Origin of the sequence: Flavobacterium sp. UBA2787 (assembly GCA_002352205.1) — a bacterium.
Lineage (GTDB): Bacteria > Bacteroidota > Bacteroidia > Flavobacteriales > Flavobacteriaceae > Flavobacterium.
The window spans coordinates 36,877-56,146 of sequence record DEHZ01000014.1 but is presented as its reverse complement, the minus strand read 5'-3'; the positions used below and the strand labels follow the sequence as shown (position 1 = coordinate 56,146).

Below are 19,270 nucleotides of genomic sequence, written 5' to 3'. Positions count from 1 at the left end.
TTTGTGTTTGAATATTATTGCTCAGCAATAATTTCATATGGCAAATCAATCACAACGTTTCTGTGTAAACGAATAGTTGCATTGTATTTTCCGGTTCTTTTTACTGTACCGGAGGTAACAAATTTTCTATCGATTGGTTGTCCGGCTTTTTCCAAAGCTTCAACAATATCAATATTGGTTACAGAACCAAATAATTTTTCACCACCTGCTTTTGCAGTAATTTTAATATCTAAAGCTTTTAATGTTTCGGCCAATTTCTTAGCATCATCCACCACTTTTTGCTCTTTGTGTGCTTTTTGTTTCAAGTTTTCAGCCAATACTTTTTTAGCTGATGGTGTTGCTAATGCAGCAAAACCTTGAGGAATCAAAAAGTTTCTTCCGTAACCCGGTTTTACAGAAACGATATCGTCTTTAAAACCTAAATTTTGAACGTCTTGTTTTAAGATTAGTTCCATGTTGTTGTCCTTTTTTTAGAGAAGTTAGCCCGCCAATGGCGAGGCAACAACTTAATTAATTATTATTTTAATAAATCCGCCACATATGGCATTAAAGCTAAATGTCTAGCTCTTTTAACTGCCACAGACACTTTTCTTTGGTATTTTAATGAAGTTCCAGTTAAACGTCTTGGTAAAATTTTACCTTGCTCGTTTACAAATTTCAATAAAAAGTCTGCATCTTTATAATCAATGTATTTAATACCTGATTTTTTGAAACGACAATACTTTTTAGTTTTGTTTGTATCTATATTCAAAGGAGTAAGATATCTGATATCCCCTTCTTTTTTTCCTTTTGCTGATTGCTCGATTGTTGACATAGTAATTATGCTTTAACTTTTAATTTTTCTCTTCTTCTCTCAGCCCAAGAAATTGCGTGTTTATCTAAACTTACAGTTAAGAAACGCATAATTCTCTCGTCACGTCTTAATTCAGTTTCAAAACCTAAGATGCTATCTGCAGGTGCTTTGAATTCGAATAAATGGTAAAAACCACTTTTCTTGTGTTGGATTTCGTAGGCTAACTTTTTAAGTCCCCAATCCTCTTTGGATACCATCTCTGCCCCTTTGGCTGTAAGAAAATCTTCGAATTTGCTTACTGTTTCCTTTACCTGTTGTTCAGATAAAACGGGATTCAAGATGAAAACAGCTTCATAATGATTCATAATAATTTACTTTAAAATTGTTAAATTGGGTGCAAAAGTAAGAATTTAATTTTAATAACCAAGCCATATACCAAAATAATCGACATAAGGTAAAAAAAACCGAAAAAAATTATTTTTTATCGATGAAATGCATTATGTTTGTTTCACCAAATCTATAATAAATCGAATTATGAAACTAAATTGTGTCGTAGTCGATGACAGTTCTATCCAAAGAATGATCATCACAAAGTTAGTGAATAATCACCAGAGTTTACATCTTGTGGGTGATTTCTCTAACGCTATTGAAGCAAAGAGTTGTATGTCTATACACTCCGTTGACCTTATTTTTCTCGATATCGAAATGCCAATTATCAATGGTTTCGATTTTCTTGATGGTTTAAAAAATAAACCACAAATTATTTTTATCACATCAAAAGCGGATTATGCCGTGAAAGCTTTTGATTATGATGCCACTGATTACTTACAAAAACCAATTTCTGTTGATCGTTTCGATTCTGCTGTAAAAAGAGCAATCGATATGCACAAACTTAGAAATGAAGTTTCTGAAGAAGAAGGTGATTACATCTTTATTAAAAGTAATTTGAAAAAACTAAAAGTATTCACTTCTAAAATTAAGTGGATTGAAGCCTATGGTGACTATGTAAAAGTAGTTACTGATGAAGACAGCAATTTAGTGCTTTCTACTATGAAATCGTTTGAAAATGATTTGTCGAAAGACAGATTCCTTCGAGTACACAAATCATTTATTGTGAACATCGACAAAATTGAACGTTTCAATAGCAAGTTTGCCGAAATTGGTGTAACAAAAATTCCTTTAAGCAGAAACAAGAAAGACGATTTGAAGAAAGCTCTTGCTATCGCCTAACCAAAATCAACATTTACTACAAGCTTTATAGATCTATATTGCGAAATAACATCAAAACTATTCAATATTTTTTGGATAGTTTTTTTTGTGCCTTGTGGCGAAACATCATCCGGAATTTTAATCACAATTGTTCTGATGTATTCATTTCTAATTTTGCTTACAGCCGGCTCTTCCGGTCCTAAAACCGGCATTTTTAAGTGTTGACTCAAAACTTGATACAACCACATCGAACTTTCTTTCACTTTTTCATATTCTTTATGACGAAGTGTAATTTTGATTAATTTAAAAAATGGCGGATATTTAAAAATCTGTCGCTCATACAACTGTTCTTTATACATTCCAACATAATCATTGTGCGTTACTTGCTGAATGGTGTTATGATTCGGATTATACGTCTGAATCACTACTTTCCCTCTTTTTTCTGCTCTTCCTGCCCTACCCGACACTTGTGCCATCATCTGGTAACTACGTTCAAAAGCTCTGAAATCTGGGAAATAAAGCATGTTGTCGGCATTCAAAATTCCAACCAAACTTACATTATCAAAATCCAATCCTTTGGCGAGCATTTGCGTACCAACCAAAATATCAACTTCTCTATTTTGAAATTTATCGATAATCGTATCATATCCAAATTTTCCTCTGGTGGTATCTTGATCCATTCGGAGTATTTTTTTCTTGGGAAAAAGCGTGGCCAATTCCAACTCAATTTGCTCAGTGCCGAAACCTTTTGTCGTTAAATCAACACTTGAACATTGATGACAATTAGTTGGCTTTGCAATCGAATGTCCGCAATAATGACATCGGAGTTGGTTTTTAAATTTGTGATAAGTTAAACTCACATCGCAATTTGGGCACTGCGGAATGTGTCCGCATGTCACACATTCTAATAAAGGTGCATATCCTCTTCTGTTTTGAAAAAGTATCACTTGTTCACCTAATGATAAAGCAGATGTAATTTCCTCAATCAACGTATCACTAAAATGACCGTTCATTCGCTTGCGGAAATACTTATCTTTTAAATCAACCAAAATAACTTCCGGTAAAGGAGTATTATTGAAGCGTTCAAAGAGCTCAACTAATGCATACTTCTGATTTTGAGTATTATAATAGGTTTCCAAACTCGGTGTAGCCGAACCTAATAGTACTTTTGCCTGATGAAATTTAGCTAAAACCGTTACTGCATCGCGAGCATGATAACGTGGAGCAGGATCGGTTTGTTTGAAATTTTGTTCATGTTCTTCATCCACAATCACTAATCCCAAATCAGAAAAAGGTAAAAACATAGCCGACCGAGCACCAATAACCACTTGTGCTTTCGGAGAATTTTGCAAAACCTGATTCCAAACTTCCACCCGTTCATTATTACTATATTTGGAATGGAAAACGGCAACTTTATTACCAAAGAACTTTCGCAAACGAGAAACTAATTGTGTAGTCAGAGCAATTTCCGGCAATAGAAATAAAATTTGCTTGCCGGTTTGCATTGTTTCTTGGATGAGTTTGCTGTAAATTTCCGTTTTACCACTGGAGGTTACACCATGCAATAAACAAACATCTTTGGATTCAAATTGCTTTTTAATTTCAACTAAAGCAGTTTGCTGTGATTGACTTAAGGAAAGGTTTTTAGCTTTTTCATCATCCTTAAAATCGGTTCGATCATGAATGAGATGGTATTCTTCGAAGATTTCTTTTTCAATCAGTTTCTTTAAAACAGCCGATGTTGAAGATGAAAAATCAATCAATTGTTTGGCAGAAATTGGTTTCTTTTCCGAAGCATTTAACTGAAAATAGCCTAATATAAGTTCCTTTTGTTTTTCGGCTTTGATGGAATTCAACAATTCATTCAAACTTTCATCGGTTGTGTAATTTTGATGAAGTTTGATGTATCTCACTAATTTGGGTTTGTATGATTCATGCATTTCCTCTTGAAGAGAAATTACACTTTTATCAATCAATTTTTGAAGAACGGGAAAAACATTTTTTTTGCTCAGAATAGAAATGACGTCACTTACTTTTAGTGAACTTTGGTGTTGAAGAGCTTCAAATACCAAAAATTCATCATCGGATAATGTTTTTTCATCTACAAGTTCACCTTGCTTTAATGAAATTACCGTCTCACTTTCTAACAAAAAACCTGAAGGTAACGCTGCACGAAAAACTTCGCCGATGGAACACATATAATAAGACGCAATCCACTGCCAATGTTTTAATTGTACTTCATTTACAATTGAATTCTCATCCAAAATTTGATGAATTTCTTTTGCTTCGTATAAAGTAGGTGGATTTTGATGCGTTTCAATTGCCAAAGCAGTGTACATTTTACTTTTACCAAACGGAACAGCAATTCGCATTCCGGGTTTAATGTACTTAAACTCAGCTTCAGAAACTTGATAAGTAAAGGTTTTATCGAGTGCTAAGGGCAAAATAACTTCAACGAAGTAAGACATAAATTGACTATTGTTTCATCAGAAAAAGAAATTAATCAAATAGATTTTTCCTTTTTAATTTGTTAATGGAGGCATTCAATTCAAAACCAAGCAACAGAATCATGCAGTTAATCCAAATGTAAAACATCAGAATTAACAGTGTTCCGATAGAACCGTAAAGTTCGTTATACTTAGCAAATTTCACAACATAAATTCCAAAAACATACGAAGACAAAAGAATTAAAATGGTTGTAAAAACCGACCCAATACTAATAAGAGGGATTTTTGAAGTTTCTTTTGCTCCAAATTTAAATAAAAGCGAAGTTGTTATTAAAACCATTAAAATCACAAAGCCGTATCGGGTAATTTGAATTAAGGTAATATCGGTATAAGCAAATTGCTCAAATTGAATTTGTTGAATAATTACTTCAGAAATTACAATGGCTGCAACAGTAATAATTAGAATCATCGAAAAAAGCAATGACATGACCAATGCTACGAAATACTGTCTAAAAAAGCTTCTGGAAATCGTGATGTGATAGGAAGTTTCAAATCCACCTAAAATCGCATTTATTCCATTAGACATCAAAAAGATAGATAGAATAAATCCGGAAGATAATAATCCTTGATAACTGTTATTTAAAATATCATCGATGATGTTTTTGATGGCTTCAAATGTATTGGGCGGAACTCCTTCTTCTACAAATTGTAGAAAATCTTGCTGAAATCCTTCAATTGGAATGTATGGTATTAAGTTTAAGATAAATAAAGCAAACGGAAACAAGGCCATGAAAAAACTAAATGCAATGGCACCCGCTCTATAGGAAAAAGTTCCTTGGGCAATTCCAATGATGTATAATTCCATTAGTTCATAAAACGACAAGCCCTCTAACCAAGGTAGTTTTATGTTTTTAGTAAATCGAACGATGTGTTTGATTACCGGAATTTTATCGAGTTTTTGCTCTGTTTCTGATGACATAATTTTGTCTGATACAATTTTTTATTTCTTTTTTTAATGGAACGCTGATTTGCACAGATTTTGATAGCTTCGCTATAATGGATTTTCACGGATTTTCGAAATGCTGTAACTGCGACCGAAAACTCCTTACTCCTTACTCCCAACTCATTCTAAAAAGCCTTCAAACTCAAATCCATATTATAAACCGAGTGCGTCAAAGCACCGGATGAAATGTAATTCACGCCACATTCTGCATAATGACGAATTGTTTTTTCGTTGATGTTTCCTGAACTTTCGGTTAAGCATTTATTGCCAATAAGCTTTACGGCTTCTTTTGTCATTTCGTAATCAAAATTGTCTAGCAAAATTCGGTAAACGCCTCCACTATTCAGAATTTCGTCTACTTCATTTAAGTTTCTGGCTTCTACAATTATTTTTAAATCCAACTTATTCTCGTTTAAGTAATCTTTTGTTTTTTGAATCGCTTTCGAAATTCCACCGGCAAAATCATTGTGATTATCTTTCAACATAATCATATCATATAACGCAAAGCGATGATTTTCGCCACCGCCGATTTTTACAGCCCATTTCTCAGCTGCACGAAATCCGGGAGTAGTCTTTCGGGTATCTAATACTTTTGTAGAAGTTCCTTCCAACAAATCAACATACATTTTTGTTTTGGTAGCAATGGCACTCATGCGTTGCATCGAATTGAGCACCAACCGTTCGACTTTCAAAATAGATTGCGAACTTCCGGAAACATGAAAAACAATATCGCCATAGTCTACTGAACTACCGTCTTGAATAAATGTCTCCACTTCTAATCCAGAATCAACATGTTTAAAAATCAGTTTAGCGAATTCAACTCCGGCAATTATTCCTTTGTCTTTTACTAACAATTTTGCTTTACCAATGGCTGATTTTGGAATGCATGCCAGCGAACTGTGATCGCCTTCACCAATATCTTCTCTGATTCCGTTTTGGATGATGAGTTTTAATTCGTTTTGAAATTGGGCTTCTGTAATCATAACTAAATTTTGTATCGAATGGCTAAAATAGGAAATCGTTTTTATTATTTTGGTAAATTCTTGTATAAAAAAACCACGAAATCCGTGGTTTTATATTTATTGAAATTTCATTTTATTTCTTTCTTTTTACCTCGCAGGTACTTTTTCCAACCAAAGCATAGAGCGGACAAAAGGTGGCAAATGCGGTGATGATTAAAATCATACTCACACCCAAAACAATCCATTGTAGTAAATTGTTTTCAATGACTCCGGACATAAAAAGAATCAAAAGAATAATGCCAAACATTACTCTAACAAATCGATCGGTATTGCCTACATTTTTTTTCATAATCTCTAATTTTTTGGTTTTGGAATATAAAAATAGGAAAAAAAAGCTATAAAACTGCAATAAATGCAAATTTAGTTTGGTTCAATAATTGGTCCATTCCATTCTGAAATGCCGCCTGAAAGATTAAACGTTTTTTCAAATCCCAATTGTTGCATTACTTCACACGCTTTTGCACTGCGACTTCCGGCATGGCAATAGACATAGTAATTTTTAGATTTATCTAATTCTTCTACCATATAAATAAACCCTTGTCCTTTATAGATATCAATGTTGATTGCATTTGGAATAATGCCACGCTCAAATTCTTCCGCTGTTCGCACATCTAAAATAACCGCGTTTTCATCGCTTTGGGCATCTACCCACCATTTTTCTTGTTGTAAATTCATTTTTTTCTGAGTTGTTGAGAGGCTGAGTGTTTGAGTTGCTTAGATACTGAGTAGCTGAGAGGCTGAGAGGCTGAGAAAATTAAATGCTGAGAAAAAACTCAGTCGCTCAGAATCTCAGCTACTCAGCAACTTTACTAAGCTTTATTGGAACAACCGATTGCTTTAGTTGTCTTTACTTTTACTTCTTGTTTTTTCAATAACGCATCAACAGCGTTTTCAACATATTTTTGTTTCACAGCTGTTTCGTCTGAATGATTATCATCTATTGCACCAATGTATTGCACAACATTTCCTTTGTCTGTTTTTTGCAAAATGTAAACATGAGGCGTTTTAGTTGCTCCATATTGTGGATAAATTTTCTGCCCATCATCAAACAAATACGGAAAAGTGAATCCTTTTTCTTTGGCACGCACTTGCATTTTATCAAAACTATCGTCCTTTTGCTTTTCAGGATTGTTTGGATTAATGGCAATTACAGGATAACCTAACTTTTTATATTTTTTATCTAAATCGATAATTCGATCTTCATACGCCACTGCATACGGACAGTGATTACACGTAAAAATTACAATAAAACCTTTTGCATCTTTATAATCTTTTAATGACACATTTTTATTGTCTACATTTTTTAGTGAAAAATCAGTAGCAATTGAACCAATTTCGTAACCGGCTGGATTCGTTGATGTAAAAGCCGTAATCAATCCGGCTACAAGCACTAAAAAGGCAATTTTGAATTTTTTCATAGTTTTTAATTTAGTTAATGAATGATTTTATTTCTGTTTCTAATTCGTCTTCTGTAAACGATTGTTCATAGAACTTTCGCTTATCATTTTTATAAATAATGGTTGCCGGAATGGCTCCCGACCACTCTTTTGCAACTTTTTCAATCCAACTATTGGCGTCGGGATCATTTAGAACAACAACTTCTGCTTCCAAATTTTTATTTTTAATGAATGGAATAACTCGACTTTCTATCATCTTAGGAAAATCTAAACTCACTAGAATCATTTTGAATTTTCCTGATTTGTATTTTTGATTTAGTTTTTCAAAATGAGGCAATTCTTTTACACAAGGAACGCACCACGTTGCCCAAAAGTTGACGACATAAATGGTATCATTCTTTTGATTCAAATACGGTTGTAATCCATCGAAATTATATGATTTTAATGTAATTCCATCTTTCTCATAGACTTTTAATGGTTTATTCTGTGAATATCCATTCCCTAACAAAAAGAATTGAAATACAATCAACAATAAAAGTTTTTTATAGTTTGTCATCGCCACACAATTATCTCATAAAATTAAACCTTCCACTTTCCTCTTAAAAATCTTTAACAAAAATTTAATAGACATTTGTATATACAATAAAAAAATAGAATTACATTTGTACATACAAATTTTGTAATTACAAATGAAGATAGAAGAAATCATAAAATCCAATTCACCCATTAGCATCGAAAAGCGAACTGTACTAAATATCATGTTCACTCAAAATGTTATTGCAGATGCTTTTAATGATATTTTAAAATCCTTTGATTTATCGGTTGAACAATTTAATGTTTTGCGAATCCTACGTGGCCAAAAAGGAAAACCTGCAAATATGTGTGTAATTCAAGAACGAATGATTGCTAAAACAAGTAACACTACCCGATTGGTAGATAAATTACTATTGAAAGGTTTAGTAAATCGTGAAGTCTGTGAAGAAAACAGACGCAAAATGGAAATCACCATCACCGAAAAAGGACTAAAATTATTAGCCGAACTAGATCCGAAAATTGAAGCACATGAAACTTTATTTTCCACTAATTTAACTTCAGAAGAATTAGAAAATTTGAACAACTTGTTAGAAAAATATAGAACAATTTAATTTACCAAAAAAAAAAATGAGCGACTTCATTACTAATCAAAACTGGCGTTATGCCACCAAAAAATTTGATGCCACCAAAAAAATCTCTTCAGAAGATTTGGAAACATTAAAAGAGGCAATTCAATTGAGCACTTCCTCTTATGGATTGCAACCTTACAAAGTATTTATTATCGAAAATCCTGAGTTAAGAGCTAAAATTCAACCTTTTGCATGGGGACAATCGCAAATTGTAGATGCTTCTCAGCTATTAGTTTTCGCAAATATTACTAACTTTGGAGAAACCGAAATTGATAATTACATTGCTAATATGGCAGAAACAAGAGGGATTTCTGCTGAAAGCGTAAAAGGATATGCCGATTTCATGAAAATGAAAATAACCGCATTAACAGAAGAGGATAGAAATAACTGGACATCTAAGCAAACCTATTTAGCTCTAGGAAACTTACTAAACGCCGCAGCAGAACTAAAAATTGACGTAACACCAATGGAAGGTTTTGAACCGGAAAATGTAAACGAACTATTAGGCTTAAAAGCACTAGGTTTAAATGCCTCATTGCTTGCCACAATCGGTTACCGTCATGAAGAAGATGCCACGCAACATTATAAAAAAGTGCGTAAACCAAAAAACGAATTATTTATCAATTTATAAAAACAACCTTAAACAATTAAATCAATGAAAAATTTAAAAACAATTGCATTAGCATTTATAGTAGCTGCAGGAACATTCACCGCTACTGCTCAAAACAAAAAAATTAACGTAGATAAAAGTAAAATTACGTGGGTTGGAAAAAAAGTAACCGGACAACATGACGGAACTATCAATTTTAGTTCAGGAACATTGGTTTTTGAAGGAAAAAAATTAAAAGGTGGTTCTTTTGAAGTGGATATGACTTCTATAACTGTTGCCGATTTGCAAGCAGGAAAAGGAAAAGAAAAGTTAGAAGGACACTTGAAAGCTGATGATTTCTTTGGTGTAGATAGACACCCTTCTTCAACTTTAGAATTCAAAACAATAGCTTCAAAAGGAAGTGATGTTTATACTGTAACAGCCGATTTAACCATCAAAGGAAAAAAATTACCGGTAACTTTTGATTTAGCCATTGGAGATGGAACTGCCAGAACATCTTTTAAAGTGGACAGAACTAAATACGGAATTGAATATGGTTCAGGTAGCTTTTTTGATAGCTTAGGCGACAAAGCTATCAACGACGATTTCGAATTAACAGTAGTGTTAGTTTACTAAAAAACAAATGGGGAAAATTGCTAAATCCTGATTCGAAAAAAGTTTCAGGATTTTTTTTGTTTAAACAAATCATAAAAATTGATAATTTTAAGCAAATCGTTTGCTTATTCAAATTTCATCCCTACATTTGTCATTCAAAAGAAAACATGAACACATTTTTAAATACAGCTTGGTGGTGGAACAACTTACGTCGGTCGTCGTGAGCTAGCTACCTATAGTTATATTTTTCAAAATATTTAAAAGGGCTTGTCAAACACGACAAGCCCTTTTTCTTTTTAATTCAATCAAATATGAAGCAATACAAATTAAATACAACATACAAATCGGTTTTAGCCGACACCATCACGCCGGTGAGTGTTTACTTAAAAATTCGGGATAAATTTCCAAACAGTATTTTATTGGAAAGTTCCGATTATCATACGAGCGATAATAGTTTATCCTATATCTGTTGTAATCCGATTGCGAGTTTTAAGGTTGAAAACAATGTGATTACAACACATTTTCCGGATGGAAGTTCTGAAAATCATCCTATAAAAAATGAAACTTCAATTACGAATGAAATTTCAAACTTTATGCAAAAGTTTGAAGTAAATGGTCCGAATCTAAAGTTTGCCTACAACGGACTATTTGGATTTACAAGCTATGAAGCCATTCGTTATTTTGAAAAAATTGAAATTTCAAAAAAGGACGATTCCATTGTAATTCCTGAAATGTATTACGCCATTTATCAAAACGTCATCGCCATCCATCATTTTAACAATGAAGCATTTCTTTTCTGCCATAGTATTTCTGATTATTCTAATAATAATGAAATTGAACAATTGCTCCAAGTGAAAAATTTTGCTTCTTTTTCGTTTTCAAAAGTGGGAAAAACGGTTTCCAATTTAACCGATGAAAATTTTAAAGAACAAGTTACTTTAGCCAAAAAACACTGTCATCGTGGTGATGTTTTTCAATTGGTTTTATCACGACGATTTTCGCAAGAATTCAAAGGCGATGAGTTTAATGTGTATCGGGCTCTTCGAAACATCAACCCTTCACCCTATTTGTTCTATTTTGATTATGGCGATTTCAAATTATTTGGTTCTTCGCCCGAAGCTCATTTGATTGTAAAAAACGGTGAAGCCGAAATTCATCCCATCGCCGGAACTTTCAAACGAACCGGAAATGATGAAAACGATGCCATTCAAGCCAAAAAATTAGCCGAAGATGTCAAAGAAAACAGCGAACACGTGATGCTTGTCGATTTAGCCCGAAACGATTTAAGCAGAAATTGCAATCAAGTGAAAATTGAGAAATACAAAGAAATTCAGTTCTTTTCGCACGTTATTCACTTGGTTTCAAAAGTTGTTGGAAAACTAAAACCAGAAGCTAAAACAGTGGATTTAGTGGCTTCCACTTTTCCTGCAGGAACTTTAACCGGAGCTCCAAAACACAAAGCAATGCAGTTAATCGAAAAAATCGAAAACACCAACCGAAGTTTTTACGGTGGAGCCATTGGTTTTATAGATTTTAATGGTAACTTCAATCACGCAATACTGATTCGCACATTCTTGAGTAAAAACCATCATTTGCATTACCAAGCCGGAGCCGGAATTGTAGAAAGTTCCTCCGAAGAAAGCGAAATGCAAGAGGTCTACAATAAATTAAACGCGTTAAACAAAGCCTTAGAAATGGCAGAAAAAATATAATTTCGATGAAAAAAATTATCATTATCGACAACTACGATAGTTTTACCTACAATTTGGTTCACTATTTAGAAGATTTGAATGCCGAAGTTACCGTTTTTAGAAACGATGAATTTGAGTTGAACGAATTAGAAAAATTCGATAAAATTCTTCTTTCACCCGGCCCAGGAATTCCCGAAGAAGCCGGTTTGTTGCTGGATGTTATCAAAAAATATGCTTCAACCAAAAGTATACTTGGCGTTTGTTTGGGTCAGCAAGCCATTGGGGAAGTTTTCGGTGGAAGTTTAATCAACTTAGAAAAAGTCTATCATGGAGTAGCTTCCAAAGTGAAAATCACCAAAGAAGATTCTCTTTTCAATAATTTGCCAACTGAATTTGAAGTCGGTCGCTACCACTCTTGGGTCATCAATCCTGATGATTTTCCGGAAGATTTAGAAATCACTTCCGTGGATGAAAACGGCGAAATTATGTCCATTCGACACAAAACATTAGATGTAAAAGGTGTTCAATACCATCCCGAAAGCGTTTTAACGCCGAATGGGAAGAAGATTTTGGAAAATTGGCTGGAGAGTTAGACCGTTGTCGGTTGTCGGTTCTCAGTTGTCTGTTGAAGCTTGACTAATTACCAATTACTATTCACTAATCACTAAAAAACTATGAAAAACATACTCAATCAATTAATCAATCACAAAACGCTGACGAAAGAAGAAGCGAAAAACGTGTTGATTAATCTTTCTTCCGGACAATACAATGCCAGTCAAATGGCGGCATTTATGACGGTTTATATGATGCGAAGCATTACGATCGAAGAACTAACCGGTTTTCGGGAAGCGTTGTTGGAACTTTGCGTCCCAATCGATTTTTCAGACTATGAAACCATCGATTTGTGCGGAACCGGTGGCGATGGAAAAGACACATTCAACATTTCTACTTTAGCTTCCTTCGTAGTTGCCGGAGCGGGAATTAAAGTCGCAAAGCACGGAAATTATGGAGTTTCGTCCATTTCAGGTTCCAGTAATGTGATGGAAAATTTAGGCGTAAAATTTAGTAACCAACAAGATTATCTCGAAAAATGTCTGGAAGAAGCCAATATTGCCATTCTTCACGCTCCGTTATTTCATCCGGCGATGAAAAATGTGGGTCCGATTCGAAAAGAATTAGGTGTAAAAACTTTTTTTAATATGCTCGGACCAATGGTAAATCCGTCTTTTCCAAAAAATCAATTGGTTGGCGTTTTTAGTTTGGAATTAGCTCGAATGTATGCTTATTTGTATCAAAATACTACAACCAATTTTTCTATTTTATATGATTTAGAAGGTTTTGATGAAGTTTCATTGACCGGAAATGTCAAGATAATTTCCAATTCATCGGAAAAAATTCTAAAACCGGAAGATTTCAATACCAAATCGGTCACTTTGCATCAAATCAAAGGTGGCGAAACCGTTGAAGAAGCAGCCAACATTTTCATGACAATTCTATCCGGTAACGGAACGCAAATGCAAAATGACGTGGTTTTTTCGAATGCGGCCTTAGCAATTTCAATGATGAAAAAAATATCAATTGATGAAAGTTTAGAAATCGCTAAAGAAAGTTTGATGAGCGGAAAAGCTCTCGAAAAATTGAAAACACTTCAAAATCTCAGTCGATAATGAACATTTTAGATCAAATAATCGCTTCCAAAAAAAGAGAAGTTGAGTTAAAAAAATCCATCATCCCGATAAAACAATTGGAACAATCGGTTTTGTTTAAAAGAAAAACGAATTCATTGGTTCATCGTTTATTGAATAATTCAAGTGGAATAATTGCTGAACATAAGCGTCGATCGCCTTCCAAATCAGTCATCAACCAATCGGATGCCGTGGAAGATATTGTAAAAAGCTATGATAATGGAGGATCTTCAGGAATATCAATTCTGACTGATAATCAGTATTTTGGTGGATCATTAGACGATTTAATTTTAGCGAGAGCCACCACCAATTTACCACTTTTGCGAAAGGATTTTTTGGTAGATGAATTCCAAATTATTGAAGCAAAAGCTTTTGGAGCGGATGTGATTTTACTGATTGCAGCGGTTTTGACTCGAGAAGAAATCAAGCAGTTTTCTGAATTAGCAAAATCACTCAACTTAGAAGTTTTATTAGAAATTCACAACCAAGAAGAACTGAATAAATCGATTATGCCAACTTTAGATTTAATTGGTGTGAACAATCGGAATTTGAAAACATTTGATGTCAATTTAGAATACAGTAAGCAATTAGCGGAACACATTCCATCAGGATTTATCAAAATTTCGGAAAGCGGAATTGATTCCACAGAAGCAATTCTAGAGCTAAAAGAATATGGTTTTAAAGGTTTTTTAATGGGTGAATATTTTATGAAAAGTGAGAACCCAGAAAGTGAAATGAAGAAATTTATCAATAAAATAAAAATATGAAATTAAAAATTTGTGGGATGAAAGATCAGGAAAATACGCTTTCAATAAGTGAATTGCAACCTGACTTTCTAGGATTTATTTTTTGGAAAAATTCCAAACGTTATTGCGAAAATGTTATCCAAGATATTCCGAGCACAATTCAAAAAGTTGGCGTTTTTGTGGATGCTGATTACAATGAAATTGTTGATAAAATCATTTCGCACAAATTAGATTTTGTGCAACTGCATGGTGAAGAAACAGCAGATTTTTGCTTAGAAATGCGAAAAACTAATATTAAAGTAATTAAATCAATAACTATTGATAATAATTTTAATTTCAATGAATTGGATTACAAAAATGAGTGTGTAGATTATCTTTTATTTGATACAAAAGGAGAACTTCCCGGCGGAAACGGAACTACCTTTGATTGGGAAATTTTAAATCAGTACAAAGAAGACATTCCGTACTTTTTAAGTGGCGGAATTGGGTTGGATGAACTACCAAAATTGGAGAAATTTCTTCAATCAGAATCCGCTAAAAACTGTTTTGCGATTGATATAAACAGTCAATTTGAAGATGATTTTGGTATCAAAAACAAAGAAAAAATTAGAGAATTTCAAGAAAAATTAAATCAATTGCGATGAATTATCAAGTAGATGAAAAAGGATTTTATGGCGAATTTGGCGGAGCTTTCATTCCTGAAATGTTGTACCCAAATATCGAAGAACTTCGGATAAATTATTTAAAGATTACAGCTGAACCTAGTTTTAAAAAAGAATTTATGGAATTGCTGGTAGATTATGTCGGTCGTCCTACTCCACTCTATTTTGCCAAGCGATTATCCGAAAAATACAACACTAAAATCTATTTGAAAAGAGAAGATTTGTGCCATACCGGAGCTCATAAAATCAATAACACGATTGGTCAAATACTGATTGCCAAACGATTAGGAAAAACCAGAATCATTGCCGAGACAGGAGCCGGTCAACACGGCGTTGCCACAGCCACCGTTTGTGCGTTAATGGGTTTGGAGTGTGTGATTTATATGGGTGAAATCGACATCAAACGTCAAGCTCCCAATGTAGCACGAATGAAAATGTTGGGTGCAGAAGTCAGACCCGCCACTTCAGGTTCAAAAACCCTGAAAGATGCAACCAATGAAGCGATTCGCGATTGGATTAACAATCCCGAAAACACCTATTACATCATTGGTTCTGTGGTTGGACCTCATCCCTATCCGGACATGGTTGCACGTTTTCAAGCCGTAATTTCTGAGGAAATCAAAGCTCAATTAGAAGAAAAAGAAGGGACAGAATTTCCAAACTACGTGATTGCGTGTGTTGGCGGCGGAAGCAATGCAGCCGGAGCTTTTTATCATTTTCTAGACGATGAAAACGTGAAATTAATTGCTGTGGAAGCTGCCGGAAAAGGTGTTGAATCCGGCGAAAGTGCAGCGACTTCTATTTTGGGTAAAATCGGTATCATTCACGGAAGTAAAACGCTTTTGATGCAATCGAATGATGGACAGATTACGGAACCTTACTCGATTTCTGCAGGTTTGGATTATCCCGGTGTTGGTCCGCTTCATTCACATTTACATCAAACAAAACGAGCTGAATTTATTGCGATAACCGATGATGAAGCAATGCAATCGGGTTGGGAATTATCACAAACAGAAGGCATCATCCCAGCGATTGAAACTGCTCACGCCTTTTCGATTTTAGATAAAAAACAATTCAAACCAACTGATATTGTGGTAATTAATCTTTCCGGACGAGGCGATAAAGATTTGAGCACCTACATTGATTATTTTAATTTACATTAGAAATGAATCGAATAAATAAAAAATTGCAAGAAGATAAAAAGCTATTATCTATCTATTTCACAGCTGGTTATCCTAATTTGGATGATACAACCAAAATCATTTCTGAATTAGAAAAAAGTGGTGTTGATATGATTGAAATCGGCTTACCCTTCAGTGATCCGTTAGCGGATGGTCCAACGATTCAAGCGAGTTCCACACAAGCACTGCGAAACGGAATGACGACAGAACTATTGTTTGAACAACTGGCGAATATTCGTGAAAGCGTTGAAATTCCTTTGATTATCATGGGATATTTTAATCCAATCATGCAATTTGGAGTAGAAAATTTCTGCCAAAAATGTAATGAAGTTGGAATTGACGGCTTAATTATTCCTGATCTGCCTTTAGAAATCTATGAATCGGAGTATAAAGAATTGTTTGAAAAGTATGATTTGAAGAACATTTTTTTAATCACACCACAAACTTCAGATGAGCGAATTCTGAAAATTGATGACTTATCCAACAGTTTTATTTACATGGTTAGCTCATCAAGTGTAACCGGAAATCAATTAGGATTTAATGAAATTCAGGAAAATTATTTTGAGAGAATTGCATCCATGAATTTAAAAAATCCGCAAATTATTGGCTTTGGAATTTCGGATAAAACAACTTTTCTGCAAGCAACAAAACATCAAAAAGGAGCGATTATTGGAAGTGGATTTATCAATTTTATCAAAAATAATCCTGTAGAAAGCACTTCTGAATTTATCAAAAAATTACTTTAAATAAATAGCCACAAAGACTTCTTAATCAATTACATAAATTATCACTATAAATTTTGTCTATATTGAAAAATTAACAATATAAGGCTTAATTTTTGACTTCGTATTAAAAAAAATTACTCGTTTAAAAAGAAATCTTTCAAAAATTATTTTAACATTTTCTTGTAACTTTTTGTAAAAGTCCACGTATAAAAGTTGTAACCAAACCAAAACTCAATTTATGGAATTTCTTGAAGGATTAGATCCATTACTAAAAACCTATTGGTACATTGCTTTACCAACAAGTTTGTTTTTTTTATTGCAAACCGTTTTAACTTTTATAGGATTTGGCGGTGCAGATGCAGATGTTGACATGGTAGAAGGACACGATTCGGCAGATGCTCCTTTTGAATTGTTTTCACTTAGAAACCTCATCAACTTTTTATTGGGTTTCAGTTGGACCGGAATTTCGTTGTATGACAGCATCGAAAACAAAACTGTTTTAATTATCATCTCAGTTGTGGTGGGAATTATTTTTATTGCTCTTTTCTTTTTCCTTATCAAACAAATACTAAAACTAGGAGAAGACAATTCGTTTAAATTTGAAAATACCATCAACCAAACGGCTACAGTATATCTAACCATTCCTGAATCAAAAACAGGTGTAGGAAAAGTACAAATAAGTGTAAAAGGTTCTTTTCACGAATTGCAAGCCATGACAGAAGCCTCCGAAAAAATAGCGACCGGAAGCCTCGTAAAAATTAAAAATATTGAAAATAATATCCTAATCGTCGATAAACTTTAAACTCTAACCATATGACCCAATTAATTATTATTGTTGTTGCTGTTTTTATTGTCTTTGTTCTTTTTGTTACTTTAGTTTCGCGTTACAAACGCTGTCCTTCAGACAAAATTCTTGTTATTTATGGAAAAACGGGCGGTTCTTCTGCCAAATGTGTTCACGGTGGTGGTGCTTTCATCTGGCCGGTTATTCAAGATTATCAGTATTTGGATTTAAAACCGCTTTCGATTGAAGCCAATCTAACAAATGCTCTTTCAAGACAAAATATTCGTGTAGACGTTCCTTGTCGTTTTACGATTGCCATTTCAACAGAAACAGATAGCATGAATACGGCTGCTGAACGTCTTTTAGGACTTTCTCCTGAACAAATTCAGGAATTGGCTAAAGATATTCTTTTCGGTCAATTGCGTTTAGTTATTGCAACAATGACGATTGAAGAAATTAACTCTGATCGTGATAAATTCTTAGACAATATTTCTAAAAACGTAGATTCTGAGTTGAAAAAAATCGGTTTAAAATTAATCAACGTAAACGTTACCGATATTAAAGACGAATCCGGATATATTGAAGCATTAGGAAAAGAAGCCGCTGCAAAAGCCATTAACGAAGCGAAGATTTCGGTAGCAGAGCAAGAAAAAATCGGGGAAACCGGTAAAGCAATGGCCGATCGTGAAAAAGACGTTCAAATTGCTGAAACCCATAGAGATCGTGATGTGAAAATCGCCATCACCAATAAAGATAAAGAAGTAAGTATTGCCGAAGCGTTTAAAGACGAAAGTATTGGTAAAGCCGAAGCTCAAAGAGATACTCGTGTGGCTACATCAGAAGCCAATGCGATTGCGATTCAAGGGGAAAACGAAGCGAAAATTGCGATTGCACAATCGGATGCTTCACGTCGTGAAAAAGAAGCTGAAGCGTTGCGTATTGCCTTAGCTTCTGAAAAAGTACAACAAGCAAAAGCATTGGAAGAATCCTATGTGGCCGAACAAAAAGCAGAATCTGCTCGTGCGGAAAGAGAACGTTCGACCCAAAATGCGAACATTGTAATTCCGGCCGAGATTGCGAAACAAAAAGCCATTATTGATGCCCAAGCTGAAGCTGAAAAAACACGTGTTCAAGCCAAAGGTGAGGCCGATGCAATTTTTGCCAAAATGGAAGCGGAAGCAAAAGGTTTATATGAAATCTTAACCAAACAAGCAGAAGGTTATCGTGAAGTGGTGAATGCTGCCGGTGGCGATCCAACCAAAGCTTTCCAGTTGTTATTAATTGAAAAACTTCCTGAGTTGGTGAAAACACAAGTGGAGGCCGTGAAAAACATCAAAATTGATAAAATTACCGTTTGGGATTCAGGAAATAATGCTGACGGAAACGGTTCTACTGCCAATTTTGTATCAGGAATGATGAAAACCGTGCCGCCGTTGAATGATTTATTCAACATGGCCGGATTGAATTTGCCAACGTATTTGAAAGGTGAAGATAAAGTCGAAGATGTGAAATCTACTGATGTTTCGTTGGATCCTAAACCAAATACAGAGAAATAGTA

At 34.2% G+C, this 19,270-nt stretch carries 23 protein-coding genes; 13 read left to right on the top strand and 10 right to left on the bottom strand.

Annotated elements, in window-relative coordinates:
* Window positions 1-14: 14 nt before the first annotated feature.
* The 3 genes from rplI to rpsF all read right to left on the bottom strand — a co-directional run bounded on the left by rplI (window position 15) and on the right by rpsF (window position 1,158).
* Entirely contained in the window at window positions 15-455 is a 441-nt protein-coding gene (gene rplI / locus B4N66_RS12495) for a 50S ribosomal protein L9 (protein WP_291095177.1), read from the bottom strand.
* A gap of 62 nt (window positions 456-517) precedes the next feature.
* Window positions 518-814, bottom strand: coding sequence for a 30S ribosomal protein S18 (gene rpsR, locus B4N66_RS12490; protein ID WP_112087383.1), 297 nt, complete (start codon window positions 812-814; stop codon window positions 518-520).
* 5 nt (window positions 815-819) lie between these two features.
* Complete coding sequence (gene rpsF / locus B4N66_RS12485; protein ID WP_112087384.1) at window positions 820-1,158, bottom strand: 30S ribosomal protein S6; 339 nt, start codon at window positions 1,156-1,158, stop codon at window positions 820-822.
* 169 nt (window positions 1,159-1,327) lie between these two features.
* Between rpsF and B4N66_RS12480 the strand changes: the two genes are divergently transcribed.
* On the top strand, window positions 1,328-2,023 hold the full coding sequence (locus tag B4N66_RS12480; RefSeq protein WP_291095176.1) for a LytR/AlgR family response regulator transcription factor: 696 nt from the start codon (window positions 1,328-1,330) through the stop codon (window positions 2,021-2,023).
* On the opposite strand, the gene priA is transcribed toward B4N66_RS12480, so the two are convergent.
* The 7 genes from priA to B4N66_RS12445 all read right to left on the bottom strand — a co-directional run bounded on the left by priA (window position 2,020) and on the right by B4N66_RS12445 (window position 8,427).
* Window positions 2,020-4,470, bottom strand: a complete 2,451-nt coding sequence (priA, locus tag B4N66_RS12475) for a replication restart helicase PriA (RefSeq protein WP_291095175.1) — start codon at window positions 4,468-4,470, stop codon at window positions 2,020-2,022. The two genes, B4N66_RS12480 and priA, sit on opposite strands and share 4 nt — an antisense overlap.
* A gap of 31 nt (window positions 4,471-4,501) precedes the next feature.
* Window positions 4,502-5,428, bottom strand: a complete 927-nt coding sequence (locus B4N66_RS12470; protein WP_291095174.1) for a YihY/virulence factor BrkB family protein — start codon at window positions 5,426-5,428, stop codon at window positions 4,502-4,504.
* A 149-nt stretch (window positions 5,429-5,577) separates the two neighbouring features.
* Window positions 5,578-6,435, bottom strand: a complete 858-nt coding sequence (gene nadC / locus B4N66_RS12465) for a carboxylating nicotinate-nucleotide diphosphorylase (RefSeq protein WP_291095173.1) — start codon at window positions 6,433-6,435, stop codon at window positions 5,578-5,580.
* A gap of 112 nt (window positions 6,436-6,547) precedes the next feature.
* Entirely contained in the window at window positions 6,548-6,763 is a 216-nt protein-coding gene (locus B4N66_RS12460; RefSeq protein ID WP_291095172.1) for a YgaP family membrane protein, read from the bottom strand.
* Between the two features lie 71 nt (window positions 6,764-6,834).
* Window positions 6,835-7,149: a rhodanese-like domain-containing protein gene (locus B4N66_RS12455; RefSeq protein WP_291095171.1), complete on the bottom strand. Its 315-nt coding sequence runs from the start codon at window positions 7,147-7,149 to the stop codon at window positions 6,835-6,837.
* Window positions 7,150-7,283: 134 nt separating this feature from the next.
* Window positions 7,284-7,892 (bottom strand): thioredoxin family protein, encoded by a 609-nt coding sequence (locus B4N66_RS12450; RefSeq protein ID WP_291095170.1) that lies wholly within the window; start codon window positions 7,890-7,892, stop codon window positions 7,284-7,286.
* A 10-nt stretch (window positions 7,893-7,902) separates the two neighbouring features.
* Complete coding sequence (locus B4N66_RS12445) at window positions 7,903-8,427, bottom strand: TlpA disulfide reductase family protein (RefSeq protein ID WP_291095169.1); 525 nt, start codon at window positions 8,425-8,427, stop codon at window positions 7,903-7,905.
* A 133-nt stretch (window positions 8,428-8,560) separates the two neighbouring features.
* Between B4N66_RS12445 and B4N66_RS12440 the strand changes: the two genes are divergently transcribed.
* The 12 genes from B4N66_RS12440 (at window position 8,561) to B4N66_RS12385 (ending at window position 19,268) form a co-directional block, all read left to right on the top strand.
* Window positions 8,561-9,016 (top strand): MarR family winged helix-turn-helix transcriptional regulator, encoded by a 456-nt coding sequence (locus B4N66_RS12440; RefSeq protein WP_291095168.1) that lies wholly within the window; start codon window positions 8,561-8,563, stop codon window positions 9,014-9,016.
* Between the two features lie 16 nt (window positions 9,017-9,032).
* The gene (locus tag B4N66_RS12435; protein WP_291095167.1) at window positions 9,033-9,665 is read left to right on the top strand and encodes an NAD(P)H-dependent oxidoreductase; all 633 of its coding nucleotides are present in this window, start codon (window positions 9,033-9,035) and stop codon (window positions 9,663-9,665) included.
* Window positions 9,666-9,689: 24 nt separating this feature from the next.
* Window positions 9,690-10,259, top strand: a complete 570-nt coding sequence (locus B4N66_RS12430) for a YceI family protein (RefSeq protein WP_291095166.1) — start codon at window positions 9,690-9,692, stop codon at window positions 10,257-10,259.
* Window positions 10,260-10,549: 290 nt separating this feature from the next.
* Window positions 10,550-11,950, top strand: a complete 1,401-nt coding sequence (locus B4N66_RS12425; protein ID WP_291095165.1) for an anthranilate synthase component I family protein — start codon at window positions 10,550-10,552, stop codon at window positions 11,948-11,950.
* Window positions 11,951-11,955: 5 nt separating this feature from the next.
* On the top strand, window positions 11,956-12,522 hold the full coding sequence (locus B4N66_RS12420; protein WP_291095164.1) for an anthranilate synthase component II: 567 nt from the start codon (window positions 11,956-11,958) through the stop codon (window positions 12,520-12,522).
* Window positions 12,523-12,603: 81 nt separating this feature from the next.
* Complete coding sequence (trpD, locus tag B4N66_RS12415) at window positions 12,604-13,596, top strand: anthranilate phosphoribosyltransferase (RefSeq protein ID WP_291095163.1); 993 nt, start codon at window positions 12,604-12,606, stop codon at window positions 13,594-13,596.
* Window positions 13,596-14,381 (top strand): indole-3-glycerol phosphate synthase TrpC, encoded by a 786-nt coding sequence (gene trpC / locus B4N66_RS12410; RefSeq protein WP_291095162.1) that lies wholly within the window; start codon window positions 13,596-13,598, stop codon window positions 14,379-14,381. Before trpD ends, trpC begins: the two co-directional genes overlap by 1 nt.
* Window positions 14,378-15,004, top strand: a complete 627-nt coding sequence (locus B4N66_RS12405) for a phosphoribosylanthranilate isomerase (RefSeq protein ID WP_291095161.1) — start codon at window positions 14,378-14,380, stop codon at window positions 15,002-15,004. The genes trpC and B4N66_RS12405 overlap by 4 nt, the downstream gene beginning before the upstream one ends.
* On the top strand, window positions 15,001-16,185 hold the full coding sequence (gene trpB / locus B4N66_RS12400; RefSeq protein ID WP_291095160.1) for a tryptophan synthase subunit beta: 1,185 nt from the start codon (window positions 15,001-15,003) through the stop codon (window positions 16,183-16,185). Before B4N66_RS12405 ends, trpB begins: the two co-directional genes overlap by 4 nt.
* Window positions 16,186-16,187: 2 nt before the next feature.
* Window positions 16,188-16,949, top strand: a complete 762-nt coding sequence (trpA, locus tag B4N66_RS12395; RefSeq protein WP_291095159.1) for a tryptophan synthase subunit alpha — start codon at window positions 16,188-16,190, stop codon at window positions 16,947-16,949.
* Between the two features lie 217 nt (window positions 16,950-17,166).
* Window positions 17,167-17,730, top strand: a complete 564-nt coding sequence (locus B4N66_RS12390; RefSeq protein ID WP_291095158.1) for a serine protease — start codon at window positions 17,167-17,169, stop codon at window positions 17,728-17,730.
* An 11-nt stretch (window positions 17,731-17,741) separates the two neighbouring features.
* Window positions 17,742-19,268 (top strand): flotillin family protein, encoded by a 1,527-nt coding sequence (locus B4N66_RS12385; RefSeq protein WP_291095157.1) that lies wholly within the window; start codon window positions 17,742-17,744, stop codon window positions 19,266-19,268.
* Window positions 19,269-19,270: the final 2 nt, after the last annotated feature.